Below are 15,679 nucleotides of genomic sequence, written 5' to 3' on the forward strand. Positions count from 1 at the left end.
AAGAATACCCGTTCGGAAGTTAAATTGGTCTCATAATTTGAATTCTCCTTTGAATGCATTAATTTTGTGTTCCAAAAATTTTTTGCAGCATGGATTATCTGAAAGGACTCAATGAATCACAATATGAAGCCGTTACCTCTTTACAGGGACCTCTGATGGTACTTGCGGGAGCGGGCTCCGGAAAAACACGTGTACTTACGATGCGTATTGCCCACCTGATTAATAACGGAGTAGACCCTTTCAATATCCTGGCTCTAACCTTTACCAATAAAGCGGCCCGCGAAATGAAAGACCGTATTGCCAAGGTAGTAGGGACCAGCAATGCAAGAAGTTTATGGATGGGAACCTTTCACTCAGTTTTTGCAAGAATCCTGAGAATTGAAGCCCACTATCTGGGATACCCTTCCAATTTTACAATCTATGACCAGCAGGATGCCCTGAATGTGATCAAGAAAGTATTGAAAGACATGAATATCGATGCCGATCTTTATAAACCTAAAAAAGTTCAGGCGAGAATTTCGACGTATAAAAACAACCTGATCACGGTAAAGGCCTATTTCAACAATCCGGAACTGATGGAAGCAGATGAAAAAGCCAATATGAAATTTATCGGGCAGATCTATCAGAGATATGTGGATGCTTGTTTCAAAAATGGGTCCATGGATTTTGACGACCTTCTGCTAAAAACTAATGAACTTTTGACCCGTTTTCCGGAAGTACTGGCTAAATATCAGGACAGATTCAGATATATCATGGTGGATGAGTACCAGGATACCAACCATTCACAGTACCTTATTGTAAAAGCACTGGCTTCAAAATTTGAAAATATCTGTGTGGTAGGGGATGATGCCCAGTCGATTTATTCTTTCCGAGGAGCAAATATCTATAATATCCTCAACTTTAAAAAAGATTATCCTGACGCCATTACTGTTTCACTGGAACAGAATTACCGTTCAACACAAACGATTGTGAATGCTGCCAATGTTGTGATCGCAAAAAACCTTCAGCAGTTCAAAAAGAATGTATTCAGTGATAATGAAGAAGGGGATAAAATCAAAGTATACCGTTCCCTTTCCGATGCGGATGAAGCTAATTTCGTAGCTGGAAATATTTGGGAACTGCGTAACCGCGACCAGAGAAAATACAGTGATTTTGCCATTTTATACAGAACCAACTCTCAGACCAGAGCGTTTGAAGATGCATTAAGACGTAAAAATATTCCATACAAAGTATATGGAGGACTTTCCTTCTATCAAAGAAAAGAAGTAAAAGACCTTATTGCTTATCTCAGACTTCTGATCAATGAAAATGATTCTGAAGCGCTGACAAGAATCATCAATTACCCTGCAAGAGGAATCGGAGAAACTACACAGAATAAGCTGATTGTTTTTGCAGATGCCCAAAATGTTTCCATTTCAAAAGTTTTGGATAATCTTCCGATGTATGCTCCGCAATTAGGCTTGAATAATGGAGTTTTAAATAAGCTAAATGATTTCTGGTCGATGATCAAAGCATTTCAGGTACTGCTGAAAACTGAAACGGCTTACAGCGTAGCGATGGAAGTGGCAAAACGAAGCGGACTGATCAAGTTTTTAAAAGATGATCAGACCCCCGAAGGAATTTCCCGTGTAGAAAACGTACAGGAATTAATGAACTCCATGCAGGGATTCATTGAAGAGCAGATGCAGTTGGAAGACGGAGACCCAAGCCTTTCCAACTTCCTTGAAAACATTGCCCTTTCTGCCGATACTCAGGATAAAGAACTGGAAGATGATATGGTCTCTTTGATGACAATCCACCTTTCAAAAGGTCTCGAATTCCCGGTAGTTCACCTGGTTGGACTTGAAGAAAATCTTTTCCCGAGCTTTATGAGTTCTGCAACCCGCGAAGACCTGGAAGAAGAAAGACGTCTGTTTTATGTGGCACTGACCAGAGCAGAGAAACAGGTGTTCTTTTCATATGCCATTTCCCGGTTCCAATGGGGAAAAATTACAGATGCCGAGCCTTCACGATTCTTAAGCGAGGTAGATGAAGAATATATTGAATTCATCAATCCGGCCATGGAAAAAAGATTCATCAATAACGCCGGGCTTAAATCCAATATTTTTGATGAGTATCCTTCTGAACAGCGTTCTTTCAGAAAAGTAGAAAAGAAAACGATTGATAGGGGAGATACTTCACAACCAGCTCCTGAAGTAAAAAAACTGAAACCAGTAAGTACAGCCAGAATTATCAATCCAAGCGGGGCCTCTTCCCAGGATATTGAAGTAGGCGATAAAGTAAGACATGACCGCTTTGGAATCGGAGAAGTGACTTTCCTGGATGGAACAGATCCTCAGAACATCAAAGCCAAAGTTGTTTTTATGCATGAAGGTGAGAAAAACCTGATTCTGAAATACGCTAAGCTTACGAAAATATAGAATTCTTCGGTACAGAACTGAAATAACAATATAAAACGGATCCGGTTAAGGATTCGTTTTTTTTGTTGTAGAGAAGGAGAGTTGAGATAATAGACAGATAGATAACAGCTGGATAGATGATAGAGGTAACGGTGAATGGTCAATTTTGCTGCGCAAGGGAATGGTGAGTTTGGGAGTTTGAGATTCAGAGAAAAGATAATAGACGGATAGATAATAGATATTCGGGTTAAGAATAATAATCTCAGTTCAGGATAAGAAAATCAGACTTATATTAAGAGCTATAATTGGTAAACAATGTATAATTTTTTGTAAAAAAACGATATTATTTGAGCTTTTTTAAGTGCTCCGTAGAAGTACTCTGTTCATAGAATTTAATATATGATCTAAGGTGAGCTCCGTAGGAGCGACCTGATAATTATAATGATTAATATGTTACTCTGATAGAGCTTTAATACGACAAAATTTGAAAAACAATTATAATCTCAGTCCGGGATAAAATGTCTGATTTAGACTGGTTTGAAACTGGGAGAAGGAAAGTTATTAAGATCATTAAAAATAAGTGTTGATGTTTAAGGTAATTTGATTTTACAATAGTTTTCAATACTTGTAACTAAAAGTAACTTCTCGCTTCCAGCCTTATATACTTAAACTCGTTAATTCGAACTCAGGTTAATAATAAGAAATGAATCAAAAATAGGTCTTGCCTGATATGAGATACAGAACTGGAACCTTCAGTCTACCACTTAAAACCCGGTAGAGTTTATCTATAGAGGGCTTTACTCCAATATAAAGATCTCATCAATTTCCATCGCCAATCTTTCCGCTTCCATCTGCATAGACAAAAACTATAACTCTTTTTCAAAAAACAAAAGTCTATTAATTTTGTAGACTAATAAAATTACTTTACATTTGCCACTCAAAAAAACATAAACTATTAATTGATGTAAAGGATATGAAAAATAAAAATACCATCTTATCAGCTTCCGTCTTATTTTTTCTGGGAAGTTTTGCTTTCGGGCAGGAAAAAGAAAAAGACAGTCTGAAAACAAATAATGTAGAAGAAGTCGTGGTTCTGGGCTCAAGAGCGGGAGCCAGATCAAAAGTCGACAGCCCGGTTCCTGTGGATGTATTCAATATCAAAGAGGCTTCTGTAGTTCTTCCGCAATCAACTATAGGACAGATACTGAACTCGCTGGCTCCGTCTTTTACTTCTACCATTCAGACGAATTCTGATGGAACAGATCACTTAGACCCCGCCCAGCTGAGAGGATTGGGACCTGATCAGGTTTTGGTTCTGGTGAATGGAAAAAGAAGACACACTTCAGCACTGGTGAATGTGAACGGAACTCCGGGAAGGGGAACGGTAGGAACCGACCTTAATGCCATTCCTTCATTTGCCCTGAACAGAATTGAAGTGCTTCGTGACGGAGCTTCTGCCCAGTATGGATCAGATGCCATTGCCGGAGTTATTAATTTGGAATTAAAAAAAGATACGGGAAAGCTGACGGGACAGGTAAGCTACGGCGGAAATTTAACACCAACAGCGAATGACCATACCGGAAATTTTGACGGCCAGAATATTCAGCTAGATCTTAATTATGGAAACAAAATCGGGAATAAAGGCGGTTTTTATAATATTACCTGGTCTTCACAGTTCAGAGATCCTACTTCCAGAGCAGGAGCAGAAAGCGGATCCATCTATAATGCCTATAATGCCATTGAAAAACGAGCGCTGAACGACGGGGTAAATCTTTCTTCTCTGTTCAGCAATATCAACAATACCCCAAATTCACAGCAGCTTATTGATTATATTCACCAATATTCACAGGGAGTAGGTTATTTCAGCGCGGCACAGCAGAGTGCAATTCAAAATACATCGATTATCCAGGATATAAAGGATGCCCAGGGAAATGTGATCCAGAAAGGACTTCAGTCCTTGCTGAATTTTGATGTTACCGATCAGGAACTGGCTTACAGAGGGCTAACAAGGAAAGATTTCAATATGCAGGTTGGCCAGTCTAAGCTGAACAATCACCAGCTTTTTGCCAATATAGAAGTTCCGGTAAGTGATGACTGGAAAGTGTATTCATTTGGCGGATACAGCATAAGACACGGTGTTTCAGGAGGATTTTACAGAAAGCCTAATCAGAGCAGAACGTTCACAGGATTGTATGCAGACGGTTATCTGCCACAGATCGGAACAGATATTCAGGATTTATCACTTGCAGCCGGAATCAAAGGAAAATGGAACGGCTGGCATATTGATTTAAGTAATACCTTCGGACAGAATTCATTTACCTATAACATCAGAAATACAGGAAATACTTCTTTAAGATTTAATTCTCCAAGAGATTTTAATGCCGGAGGGCTAAGGTTTTCCCAAAATACCATCAATTTAGATTTCTCTAAAAAATATGATGTCTGGAATGGGATTAATGTCGCTTTCGGAGGAGAACATCGCTATGAAAATTTCAAAATAACAGCAGGAGAAGAAGCTTCCTATGCAACCTATGATGTTTCCGGAAATATATGGAATAACAACAGCCCGAGACCTACGGATTTTTTCGGAAATGCACTTCCGGGAGGATCTCAGGTGTTTGGAGGATTCAAGCCGGTGAATGCTGTAGATAAAAACAGGCAATCAGTAGCAGCCTATGCGGATGTGGAGTTCAATTTTACGAACTGGCTTTTGGTGGATGCAGCAGCGAGATATGAGAATTATTCAGATTTTGGATCAACTTTCAATTATAAATTAGCTTCAAGAATAAAAGTAGCGCCCAATTTCAATGTAAGATTGGCCGGATCTACAGGGTTCAGAGCACCATCTATTCACCAGATCTACTATAATGTAACATCTACTTTGTTTACGAACAGCCAGCTTCTGGAAGTAGGTACATTCAGCAATGATTCAAGAATTGCAGAATTACTGGGAATTCCCAAGCTGAAGCAGGAAACGTCCAAATCGGCAAGTGTAGGATTTACTTACAGAATTCCATCCGCGAACTTATCAGTTACAGCAGACGGATATTTTACAAAAATAGACAACAGAGTTATTCTTACCGATCAGTTCTTAAGAGCCAACGTACCAACAGCAGCTCAGGAAGCTTTTGATGCGGAAAATGTAAGTGGCGCCCAGTTTTTCACCAATGCCATTGATACCGAAACAAAAGGCGTAGATGTTGTGATTGCTCATAATATAAGAGTTTCAGGATTGAAACTGGATAACAGTTTTGCCGTAAATCTCAGCCAGACCAAGAGAGTAGGAAATATTCATTCTTCCGGATTACTGCAGTCTGCCAACCTTGAAAATACTTATTTTTCTGAAAAATCAAGAGTATATCTGGAAGAAGCAGTTCCAAGGGTAAAAGCCAGTTTGTCGCATACCCTTTCATGGAAAAATGCCAGTTTCTATCTTAGAAATACCTATTTCGGAAAAGTAACCGGAGCAGATATTATTGATGCCAATGGCGATGGAATTGTGGGGCCTAACGAGCACCAGCAGATCACGGCCAAAATTATTACGGATCTTTCACTAGCCTATCAGTTTACAAAAAATGTAGGATTGACTGTAGGGGTAAATAACCTGTTCGATATTTATCCAACCAGAAACCTTACTGCATCTACCAACAATGATCAGTTTGTGTATTCGCGTTCTACTTCACAGTTCGGGCAGAACGGAAGATATGTGTTCTCCAGACTTAGTTTCAACTTTTAATATTTTTTTTCACTTTCTATTATTATTAAAACAGGTCCCTTTTGAGGACCTGTTTGTTTTGTAATCTGGAATCCAGATATTTTCTCTGAATTATTTCCACATTTTCAAATTATAGGCAGCTTCCCAGAAATGAAACTCCATTCTTGATGACATGACAAATGCTTCGGTCATTTTTTTCCGGGTTTCCTCCGTACTGTTTTTAGCAGCTTTATCACAAATCGCGATAGCATGATCTACAGCCACGGAAAATTCATCACCGCCATAAGTATCAATCCACTTCTGGTAAGGATTATGATTGGTCTTAGGCAGGCTTAAAATATAATTCCCGACTTCCCTGTAAATCCAGAAACAGGGCAATACTGCAGCAATAGCCACTTCTATAGCTTCCAGAGCGGCAGTGCTTCTCAGAAAATGGATATAATGATGGCAGGCAGGCTGTAAAATACCTTTATCCGTAACGCCAAAATCCACGAAATAAGATTCATGTAAGGCATTTTCTACCACAATAGCATTTTCAGCAAACCTCATGAAAGCCAGTACTTCATGAATATCCTGAATTTTTGCAGCAATTAATGAAAGTGTCCGCCCAAAGTGTTCAAGATATAAAGAATCCTGAGCCATATAAAAGCGGAACTTTTCCTGAGGAAGGGTACCGTTTGATAATTCTTTAATAAAAGGCATATCCAGAATAGATTGATACCGTTCTTCTATAACCTGCCAGGTGTGTTCAGACCATTTCATTTTTGATAAGTTTTTGAGGATTAAAAAAGTGATTCAGCGGACCATTTCCAAAGCCGGTTTGTACATCTTTTCCGTTTTCTATAGCCTGATATACATACTGTTGTCCCAAAGAAACGGCATCATACAAAGTTTTACCCTGCGCAAGATAGGCAGCGATGGCAGAGGACAGGGTACAACCGGAACCGTGGGTGTTATTGGTGTCGAATTTTACCGTTTCAAAAGAACGATACTGTTCATTTTCATCGTAATACAATGAAGTTATCGTTGAGGTTTCCTGATGTCCGCCTTTAAGAAGAATGCTTTTACAACCCAGCTTTTTGATCTTTTCCCCTGCCATGTATAAATCTTCAAGGGTATGAACAGACGTATCAGCCAGAATTGCGGCTTCATCCATATTCGGAGTGATAACATCTGCTATCGGAAAAAGTTTTTCAATGATGGCGGTGATGGTCTCTTTCTCAATCAAACGGTGTCCGCTTGTAGCTACCATGACAGGATCAAATACAAGGGGTGTTTTTTTATATTTGGCTAAAGTAGAGACAATGGTTTCCACCAATTGAGGAGTATGAACCATTCCGATTTTAATAGCATCAGGGAAAATATCATCAAGAATGGCTTCGATCTGATCTGCCACCGCTTCTACAGGAACAGGATATATTTTTCTTACTCCCTGTGTATTCTGTACCGGTAAAGCAGTTAGTACCGATGTGGAAAAGCAGCCTAAAGCAGAAGCTGTTTTAATATCAGCCTGAATGCCTGCACCGCCGCTTCCGTCAAATCCGGCAATCGTCAATACGGATGGGTATTTATATTTTTTCATTTTAAAATTTCATTTTTTAATTCATAGGCTGCCTTTTGAGGATGGGGAGCACTGCAAATCGCAGAAACAACAGCAATGCAGTCCGCACCGGCGTTGATAACTTCTCTTGCATTTCTCAGATGAATATTACCGATGGCAACCAATGGTTTATCAGTAAGGTTTCTGATCTTTGCCACTCCTTCAAGTCCCCATTCCGTTATGGTATCCGTTTTGGTTGAGGTTTTAAAGACAGGGCTTATTCCTAAGTAATCAGACACTGAAGTCTGTTCGTTTTCAAGCTGTGAAAGGTATTCAATAGAGTAACCGATCATTTTATTCTGAATGAGAGGCTGTCGTCTCAGATAAACAGGTGAGGCATCACTGTTACCTACATGAATTCCAGCTGCGTTTACTTTTTCCGCTACTTCAATATTATCATTAATGATGAGCGGAATATTGTATTTTTCTGTAATTTCAATAAGCTGCTGTGCTTTCTTAAGAAATGAAGCAGTGCTGCTGTTTTTTTCTCTCAGCTGCATAACATCAACCCCTCCAAGAATGGCCTGCTCAGCTACTTCAAGAAAATTTTTTCCGGCACAGTCTGCCTCGGAAATAACCAGATATAGCTGATAAGGAAAAGAAGAAAGGCTCATTTCTGTTCAATTTTTATATGGCTGAAAAATTCTTCTTCAGTAATGTTGTACAATTTATCCAAAAGATTGACCTGAAGACTTCCAGGACCTTTACTTTCCCGGACAGCCAGTTCTCCCGATATACCCAGCAATGCCATTGCCGCAGCGGTGGCGATGGCCTTATCTTCCTGAATCCCAGCAAAAGCACCTGTTAATGCACTGGCAGAACAGCCGAGACCCGTTACTTTGGTCATCATCGGATGTCCGTTTTTGATATGAATTTCCTGTTTTCCGTTTAAAATAATATCTGTTTCCCCGGAAATACAGACTGTTGTATGATATTGTTCTGCGAGAATCTGTGCTGCGTGTACAGCTTCATTGCTTTGTGCGGTACTGTCTACTCCTTTTGTTATTGTAGTATTAGCCTTTGCAAGAGCAATGATCTCAGAAGCATTCCCTCTGATTACCGAAGGTTGATATTGTAAAAGCTGTTGTAAAACATCATCCCTATATGAAGTAGCTCCGGCTCCTACAGGATCCAGAATCCATGGTTTATTGATGGAATGGGCGGTTTCAGCAGCGATGAGCATAGATTCTGTCCAGTATTCATCAAGGGTCCCGATATTAATAACTACGGAATGGACAATATTAACCATTTCGCGGATCTCAGATTTTGCGTGCGCCATAATGGGGGAAGCTCCTGCAGCCAAAAGAGCATTGGCTGTATTGTTCATAACGACATAATTGGTAATGCTGTGAACCAGAGGAGATTTTTGTCTGACAAGCTGTACCTGTTCCCAAAGTATTTTTTCCATTGTTATCATTTAGAATAAAATAAAAAATAGCTTCAGGAGAAATCCAGACAAAAGATACACTGCGGGCAATGTATTTTTGCTTTTCCCTACGTCGGTGTAAGCCGTATCAGGTTCAAAGGGACTCTCTCAATTCTTTTTCAGAATACCCCTAAAGCAAGACAAATGTATAAAAATTATCAGAGCAGGCAAAAAACTGGCAATGCATTTTCCTTTCTTTCAGGAGTATCCAGTCCTTTTCAATAAAAACTGATCTCAATTAAAAAAATAGAAGATGAAAACTTTAGCCTTCAACGAATCCTGTTAATTCAACAGGACAAAAAAATCTGCGTAATCTGCTTTATCAGAAAAATAAAATAGATTGGTTAAAATTTTTCTTTCACGCAAAGATTATTTTTGATACTGCATATTTCAGGAGGCAAAGAGTAGAATCAACTGCGTTGGTTCGATGAAGCTGTGGATTAACCTTCGGCTGTTTTAATTCATAAATAATTGAACACAACTGAAAAAGATAGCTTAAAATCTTTGATTTTCTTGCGCCCTAAAAACATTATAATAATTAAAATCTTTGTGCCATTGCGTTAAGCCAACAGAAAACTTGCTCAATCTTTGAGTTTTAAAAGCACAAGCATCTGTGAAATTTGTGGGATCTGTGGGAAATAAAAACTTTTAAGAAGCCCTTCAGTGCATTATTTCTTCTGGGAAACAATAAAATCTACCATCTGATCTACCATTTGGTCCAGATAGGCTTTATCAGTTGTGGAAAAACTGTGTACACCATTATTAATGACGATTAAAGACGTCTGAACTTTTGCTCTTTTCAATTTCCTATGCAGCTTTTTAGACTGGCTTAAAGGAACTACCGTATCCTTATTTCCCTGTACAATCAAAGTAGGAACTCCATCAGAAACGAAATTAACAGGCGATATGGTTTTTAAGTATTCTATGGCTTTTTGCTGATCTTTGTTGATATCATATCCTGAAAGTCCTTTTACCAGATTCTGCTGCAGGCTGATGATCTTTTTAGAGATCATTCCGATGATAGAAACCGGAATAGTACCCGCACTGGTATGAAAAAGTTTATTAAGATCTGCCGGACCATAATGATCGATCACATAATTCACTTTTGCAGAATAAGATGAAAGTTCCGGGCTGCCGATATAAGTGTTATCAGGAGTATAGGCCGCAAGCAGTGAAAGATGAGCTCCTGCTGAAGCTCCGAAAAGTCCGATGTTATTGACGTCAAAATTATATTTCTCCGCATTTTTCCTGACCCATCTTACGGCATCTTTAGTATCTTCTAATGGTAAAGGGAAATGAGTGTTATCATTCAGGAGCGTATAGTTGATACTGATCACTGCATATTGTCTGGCGATCAGTTTTTTAATGGTATTTTCAACATAATCATCGGCAAGGATCATTTTATCACCTTCTATCCATCCACCTCCGTGAACGTAGATTAAAACCGGAAACCGTTCTGTGAAAGTATTTTTAGGAACATAAAGATCCAGAGCAACAGGACTTCCTTTTCTATTGGTTTTGTATACAATATCTTCGGAAACCGATGCTATTTCCGGAAGCAGGGAACTCTTTACGCGCGGAGCCTGAATTGGAGATTGTGAAAAAGTCTGCGCAAAAAAAGACTGTGAAAAACTTAAAAATAAAATAAAAAACAGGTTTGTAAAAAACCTGTAAAGTGATATGTTATTAATTCTTGAATACATAATAAACTTTTTTTAAGGAATGTGTTATTTTACTAACTCCTCAAAAAGCTTACCAAAGGTGGTCTCCAGATCTTTGGATTTTCCGGGATGTGGTCTGGAAGTCTGTAGAACAGAGCTTCTCACAGCCGTCAGCCAGCGGAAACGTTCAGGAATGTCCAGAAGGGCAATAGGTCCGCCGTCTTTGCCGCCTTCAGCAATTTTTTTGAAACTTTCCAGATTGTGGATAATATCTTCATAATCGAGTTTGCTGTGCATCAGTTTGAATTTATCAGGACACAGGTAGAATTCCACACGGATGAACTTCTCTTTTTTAGAAAACATTACCAGCCCGATATTGAAAAATTCTTCCCTTTCAACTTTAGGCACCAGTCGTATCACGGCGTATTCGTATATTTTATCCTCTTGCATTTTTGGCTTCGTTTACAAAGATTGGGGAATTTTCCAGTCTGGTTTTCAGGAACTGGAAATAGATTTCACGGATCTCTTCAGGAGTTTCATCAGCATCATCCCAATGCAGCCAGTCTTCAGGGATCAGATTGACGATGTCTCTGAAAAGAGTATCATTCAATACAGTATGGGCAAATGCATCTGCTTCATCCAGCATTTTGGCTTGTGGGAGCAGTACATGATCTTTTACATACTTAAACGGTGTCTTGGCTGCTGCATCAAAATTCTGCCATGAGTGGTGGAAGTAAAAAGAAGCTCCGTTGTCTATCACCCAGAGTTCTTTATGCCACATCATGAGATTGGTATTTCGGAATGTTCTGTCTATATTCGTAATAAATGCATCCAGCCATACAATTTTAGAGGCCAGAAGCGGATCGATCTTCACACTGGGGTCATAGGTAATAGAACCGGAAAGATAATGAAGCCCCAGATTCAGGCCTTCTGAAAATTTCAAAAGATCCTGGATTTCCTCATCGGCTTCCGTTCTTCCGAAATCTACATCCAGGTTAACCAGTACCAGTTCAGGGATCTTCAGCCCTAAAGCTTCTGTGATCTTTCCGCCCAAAAGTTCGGAGATCAGCATTTTTACTCCATGGCCGGCACCACGGAATTTCAGTACATATTTAAAATCATCGTCAGCTTCTGCCAAAGCAGGAAGAGAGCCGCCTTCCCTCAGGGGAAGGATGTAACGCATTACGGTTACTGTTCTTAAATCCAGCATTCAGCAAAAATAAGGTTATTTTTTCAGAATCTTTTTAGTGAATTCCGTTTCTCCCGCTTTATATTTTAGCAGATACATTCCGGAGGAAAGATGATTCAAAGGAATAGTATATCCTGAAACCGTTTTTTCAAGTTTGTAACGAAGCATCCGTCCTGCAGCATCTGTCAATGAGATCATTGAAATTTTCCCATAGGTATCAATGTTGATGAAATCCTGTACCGGATTAGGGTAAATATGAATGGAAGGTATATTCTGTTCTTTTGTTCCAAGCGTCTGAATAGCTACAGGTTTAGTTTTTATTGAGCTTTTATTGCATGCATTGGTGGTGAGACTCACCTGATAATTGCCAGTAGAAGTATAGGTATGTTGAGGGTTTTCCAATGTTGAAATCGTTCCGTCTCCGAAATTCCATAGAAAAGACGTTGCATTTTGTGTTTGATTGGTGAACTGTACGGAATTTCCGGATATAGTGTGGGTAAACCGTGTAGGAACATCATTGGTACTGACCAACCATGTATCCAATCCATTGAAAACGATATTTTTTACAATACTTTTTATAGCCTGCGATTCCATAGTAGTAAGGTTTCCATTGAAAGAGGCAAGTTCGGGATCTTTCTTAAATATCAGGGTATAGAAAGTATAAGCTGCTGCCATTGAACCTAAATAGCTTGGGTGTGATCCGTCTGAAGAATAAAGTTCCATTTCCGGATGCTGCTGTCGGATCATTCTCCAGACTTTTCCAACGGGAGAAATAAGGCTTTCATTAAGGCTGGCCATTTCTGTATATCGGGTAGAGATCAGATCATCCATCCCTTCATAAGTACATACCGCTGTATTACCATTGGCACAATTGGTTGCATCTCCGCTTTTGTAGCCCCATGTCATAAAAAATATGGGATTTCCGCAGGCATTGGTACTTTTTATCAGTTCTGCAAGCTGCTTTGCATAGGGAAACATTTCATTTTGGATGTATGAATTAGGGAAAGAAGGAATCTGGCTTTGCTCCTGCAAGACTACATAATCCCAGTTTCCCTGGTTGATTACTGAAGTAACGTCCGGATTTTGTGCATGCTGTTTCAGTCGGGATCCGCCTATTGCGTGGCTTTCGTAGGCTAAGCCATCTCCGGTAGAAGCTGCGATCAATTTTACCAGCTCCGGCAGATTATTGGTGTACGTATAGCTGTTTCCTACAAAGAAAACTCGTTTTACGGTTTGACTGAAGATGAATGAAAATGAAATTAAAAATAAAAAGAGTAGTGTTTTTTTCATATATTTAATTTAGAGTGGATATTACAAATATAACTGTTATTCAAAATATAATACAGTAAATCAAATGTTTATTTATGAAATTGATAAAAGACTTTAATATAAAGCTGGAAAATCCCGATACTAAGACATTTCTGGCTGATGCTTTTTATTCTGAAACCGATGCAAAACTACCGCTGGTCATTTTTGTTCATGGTTATAAAGGCTATAAAGATTGGGGAGCCTGGAGGCTTATGGCTGAAAAGTTCGCGGAAGCCGGTTTTTTCTTTGTGAAATTTAATTTTTCCCATAACGGTACAACGGTAGATGACCCCCGTAATTTTGCTGACCTGGAAGCCTTCGGAAATAATAATTATTCTAAAGAACTTTCCGATTTAGGGGTGGTTATCGATTATTTTAGTCATCATCCTAAAGTTGATGATCAGAAGATCATTCTGATCGGTCATAGCAGGGGAGGAGGGATTTCTATTATTAAAACGTATGAAGATGAGAGGATCAACGGGCTGATTACCCTTGCCAGTGTAGATACTCTGGAACGCTTCCCGAAAGATGAGGCTCTTGAAAGCTGGAAGAAAAACGGAGTGTATTATGTCCTGAACGGGCGTACCAGACAGGAGATGCCTCATTACTATCAGTTTTATGAAAACTTTGAACAGAATATTCACCGTTTTGATGTGGAAAGAGCAACTGAAATGGCAAAAGCCTACGTGCTGGTTATCCATGGAACAGATGATGAAAGTGTGAGTGTGAAAAATGCTGAACATCTTCATATTCTCAACCCGAATTCTGAACTCTTTTTAGTAGAAAATGCAAATCATACTTTCGGATCAAAAGAACCGTGGATAGAAAACAGACTTCCGGAACACCTGAATACCGTTACAGAAAAATGTATTGAATTTATCCAAAAAAATATAAAATAAAACTTGTCTGGAACAAAGTTTGAAGCGATACGCTAAAAAATAGTAATCACCCTATTAAAAGTAATTATGAAAAAATTAATGGTATGCGTTGCCGCATTTTCATTGCTGGCCGCTGTTTCATGTAAAAAAGAGGTACCTAAAACAGCTCCTGCTGAAACCGTTAAGGAAGTTGTACTGGCACAAAATATCCTGACTAAGAACGTAGGCAAATATCCGACTGATATTAACCTCTTTGAGGACAAAGAATTAACCGACAGACTTAAAAAGCTTATGGGAGCCGATTATGATGAAATGGTTAAAAATTTCAATGTTGTAAGCCCTATTAAAGCGGAAAATGAAGTATACAGAGCCAACGGATGTATGCAGCATAATTGTCCGGGATATTATGCATTTATTTATTTTGATGCTAAAAATGATAACCTGAATGTTCTAATAGACAGAGACGGCAAAGTGAAAGAGTATGCTGAAAAAGGCAAAATAGAAGTCAGTGAAGAACTGAAAACAAGATAATAAGTTTCTATTTTTTGATAAAAAAGGAGTGAAAATGAACTTTCACTCCTTTTTCATATTTTAATTCATTCTGATTACCTGATTAAGATTTTCCAGGCTTCTTCAATTTTGCTTTCCAGCAGTAATTTCTGGGCATCAGAATGGATATTTTCATCCGCATGGAAATCTCCGGCAGGAAGTACTTCTGTATTGGCAAGCATTCCAAGATCATTTCCTGTAAATACTTTGCTGTATTTGATGGCATCCGGCAGAAGATCAAAACCGATTCCTTTGGTCACCAGAGGTTTCGGAACCTCAAAAAGGCTGTTTTCATTGCTTCTGGAATACCAGTTGCTTCCTAATCTCGCTACCATATCCAGTTTTGCCTGGTCAAGATTTCCTGCTTCATTTAAATATTCTTCCCTGATATGGATTTTCTGAACTTCACAGATCACCAGATTTCCGGCTCCGCCCTGATCTCCCAGAGATTTTACTTCTAAAACTTTACATTCAAAGTTAACCGGGCATTCTTCAATCAGTTTTGGTTTCACCAGGTCTGCATCTTTCATCGTGAGACCAGACTTCACAAACTCATTTACTCCTGTTTCATATTCTGTAGAAGCTAATGAAATTTGCTGTACAATAGGAAAGTTAACGGTTCCAATCACAACTTCCGGAACTTGAAGAACATTTTCCAGGGTATGTTTCGTGGTATTGTCACGCACTCTTCTTGAAGGTGAGAAAATCAATACCGGAGGAACCGTACTGAACATATTGAAAAAACTGAATGGAGATAAGTTGATATTTCCATCCTTATCAACTGTAGAAGCCAATGCAATAGGGCGTGGTGATACAGCAGTCTGCATAATGGTCTGCAGCTGAACGGAGGTTATTTCAGAGGGGATTACTGTTTTCATTTTTTTATTTTTTAACACTTAAGAGTTATTTTAGTTATTTCTGAAGCTGTTTATTGAAGTACACTTAAGTTTGAAA

Annotated in this window: 13 protein-coding genes and 1 riboswitch; of the genes, 4 read left to right on the top strand and 9 right to left on the bottom strand. The window is 38.9% G+C overall.

From position 1 onward, the window contains the following. The first annotated feature begins 89 nt into the window (after window positions 1-89). Together FW768_RS20210 and FW768_RS20215 are read left to right on the top strand one after the other, a co-directional pair. Window positions 90-2,420 carry an ATP-dependent helicase gene (locus tag FW768_RS20210; protein ID WP_153398488.1) on the top strand — a complete coding sequence of 777 codons (2,331 nt, stop codon included), beginning with the start codon at window positions 90-92 and terminating at the stop codon, window positions 2,418-2,420. Between the two features lie 952 nt (window positions 2,421-3,372). Further along, the gene (locus FW768_RS20215; RefSeq protein ID WP_153398490.1) at window positions 3,373-6,135 is read left to right on the top strand and encodes a TonB-dependent receptor plug domain-containing protein; all 2,763 of its coding nucleotides are present in this window, start codon (window positions 3,373-3,375) and stop codon (window positions 6,133-6,135) included. Window positions 6,136-6,225: 90 nt separating this feature from the next. Here the strand turns inward: FW768_RS20215 and tenA are convergent, their stop codons facing one another. From tenA to FW768_RS20255, 8 genes are all read right to left on the bottom strand, one after another. Then, a complete protein-coding gene (gene tenA / locus FW768_RS20220) occupies window positions 6,226-6,876 on the bottom strand; it encodes a thiaminase II (RefSeq protein WP_153398492.1) in 651 nt (216 codons plus the stop codon). Then, window positions 6,863-7,696 (bottom strand): bifunctional hydroxymethylpyrimidine kinase/phosphomethylpyrimidine kinase, encoded by an 834-nt coding sequence (thiD, locus tag FW768_RS20225; protein ID WP_153398494.1) that lies wholly within the window; start codon window positions 7,694-7,696, stop codon window positions 6,863-6,865. Before thiD ends, tenA begins: the two co-directional genes overlap by 14 nt. Then, window positions 7,693-8,328 carry a thiamine phosphate synthase gene (gene thiE, locus FW768_RS20230; protein WP_153398496.1) on the bottom strand — a complete coding sequence of 212 codons (636 nt, stop codon included), beginning with the start codon at window positions 8,326-8,328 and terminating at the stop codon, window positions 7,693-7,695. Before thiE ends, thiD begins: the two co-directional genes overlap by 4 nt. Further along, a complete protein-coding gene (gene thiM, locus FW768_RS20235) occupies window positions 8,325-9,122 on the bottom strand; it encodes a hydroxyethylthiazole kinase (RefSeq protein ID WP_185152016.1) in 798 nt (265 codons plus the stop codon). Before thiM ends, thiE begins: the two co-directional genes overlap by 4 nt. Before the next feature lie 66 nt (window positions 9,123-9,188). After that, a riboswitch (TPP riboswitch) is annotated at window positions 9,189-9,282 on the bottom strand. 526 nt (window positions 9,283-9,808) lie between these two features. Continuing rightward, window positions 9,809-10,843 (bottom strand): alpha/beta hydrolase, encoded by a 1,035-nt coding sequence (locus FW768_RS20240; protein WP_153398498.1) that lies wholly within the window; start codon window positions 10,841-10,843, stop codon window positions 9,809-9,811. 24 nt (window positions 10,844-10,867) lie between these two features. Then, complete coding sequence (locus FW768_RS20245; RefSeq protein WP_153398500.1) at window positions 10,868-11,251, bottom strand: DUF3037 domain-containing protein; 384 nt, start codon at window positions 11,249-11,251, stop codon at window positions 10,868-10,870. Continuing rightward, complete coding sequence (locus FW768_RS20250; RefSeq protein ID WP_153398503.1) at window positions 11,238-12,011, bottom strand: HipA family kinase; 774 nt, start codon at window positions 12,009-12,011, stop codon at window positions 11,238-11,240. The genes FW768_RS20245 and FW768_RS20250 overlap by 14 nt, the downstream gene beginning before the upstream one ends. 15 nt (window positions 12,012-12,026) lie before the next feature. After that, window positions 12,027-13,280, bottom strand: coding sequence for a T9SS type A sorting domain-containing protein (locus tag FW768_RS20255; protein ID WP_153398505.1), 1,254 nt, complete (start codon window positions 13,278-13,280; stop codon window positions 12,027-12,029). Window positions 13,281-13,354: 74 nt separating this feature from the next. Between FW768_RS20255 and FW768_RS20260 the strand changes: the two genes are divergently transcribed. Together FW768_RS20260 and FW768_RS20265 are read left to right on the top strand one after the other, a co-directional pair. Beyond that, window positions 13,355-14,197: an alpha/beta hydrolase family protein gene (locus FW768_RS20260; RefSeq protein WP_153398507.1), complete on the top strand. Its 843-nt coding sequence runs from the start codon at window positions 13,355-13,357 to the stop codon at window positions 14,195-14,197. A 66-nt stretch (window positions 14,198-14,263) separates the two neighbouring features. Next, the gene (locus FW768_RS20265) at window positions 14,264-14,707 is read left to right on the top strand and encodes a hypothetical protein (protein WP_153398509.1); all 444 of its coding nucleotides are present in this window, start codon (window positions 14,264-14,266) and stop codon (window positions 14,705-14,707) included. 74 nt (window positions 14,708-14,781) lie between these two features. Here the strand turns inward: FW768_RS20265 and FW768_RS20270 are convergent, their stop codons facing one another. Beyond that, entirely contained in the window at window positions 14,782-15,603 is an 822-nt protein-coding gene (locus FW768_RS20270; RefSeq protein WP_153398520.1) for a flavin reductase family protein, read from the bottom strand. Window positions 15,604-15,679: the final 76 nt, after the last annotated feature.

This window comes from Chryseobacterium vaccae, assembly GCF_009602705.1.
In the GTDB taxonomy this organism is placed as follows: domain Bacteria; phylum Bacteroidota; class Bacteroidia; order Flavobacteriales; family Weeksellaceae; genus Chryseobacterium; species Chryseobacterium vaccae.

Excerpts from the sequence above, each read along its gene's own strand:
- FW768_RS20250 (WP_153398503.1), bottom strand. The coding sequence starts at position 12,011 with ATGCTGGATTTAAGAACAGTAACCGTAATGCGTTACATCCTTCCCCTG.
- thiE (WP_153398496.1), bottom strand. The coding sequence starts at position 8,328 with ATGAGCCTTTCTTCTTTTCCTTATCAGCTATATCTGGTTATTTCCGAG.
- FW768_RS20270 (WP_153398520.1), bottom strand. The coding sequence starts at position 15,603 with ATGAAAACAGTAATCCCCTCTGAAATAACCTCCGTTCAGCTGCAGACC.
- tenA (WP_153398492.1), bottom strand. The coding sequence starts at position 6,876 with ATGAAATGGTCTGAACACACCTGGCAGGTTATAGAAGAACGGTATCAA.
- thiM (WP_185152016.1), bottom strand. The coding sequence starts at position 9,122 with ATGGAAAAAATACTTTGGGAACAGGTACAGCTTGTCAGACAAAAATCT.
- FW768_RS20255 (WP_153398505.1), bottom strand. The coding sequence starts at position 13,280 with ATGAAAAAAACACTACTCTTTTTATTTTTAATTTCATTTTCATTCATC.
- FW768_RS20210 (WP_153398488.1), top strand. The coding sequence starts at position 90 with ATGGATTATCTGAAAGGACTCAATGAATCACAATATGAAGCCGTTACC.
- FW768_RS20260 (WP_153398507.1), top strand. The coding sequence starts at position 13,355 with ATGAAATTGATAAAAGACTTTAATATAAAGCTGGAAAATCCCGATACT.
- FW768_RS20215 (WP_153398490.1), top strand. The coding sequence starts at position 3,373 with ATGAAAAATAAAAATACCATCTTATCAGCTTCCGTCTTATTTTTTCTG.
- FW768_RS20245 (WP_153398500.1), bottom strand. The coding sequence starts at position 11,251 with ATGCAAGAGGATAAAATATACGAATACGCCGTGATACGACTGGTGCCT.
- thiD (WP_153398494.1), bottom strand. The coding sequence starts at position 7,696 with ATGAAAAAATATAAATACCCATCCGTATTGACGATTGCCGGATTTGAC.
- FW768_RS20265 (WP_153398509.1), top strand. The coding sequence starts at position 14,264 with ATGAAAAAATTAATGGTATGCGTTGCCGCATTTTCATTGCTGGCCGCT.
- FW768_RS20240 (WP_153398498.1), bottom strand. The coding sequence starts at position 10,843 with ATGTATTCAAGAATTAATAACATATCACTTTACAGGTTTTTTACAAAC.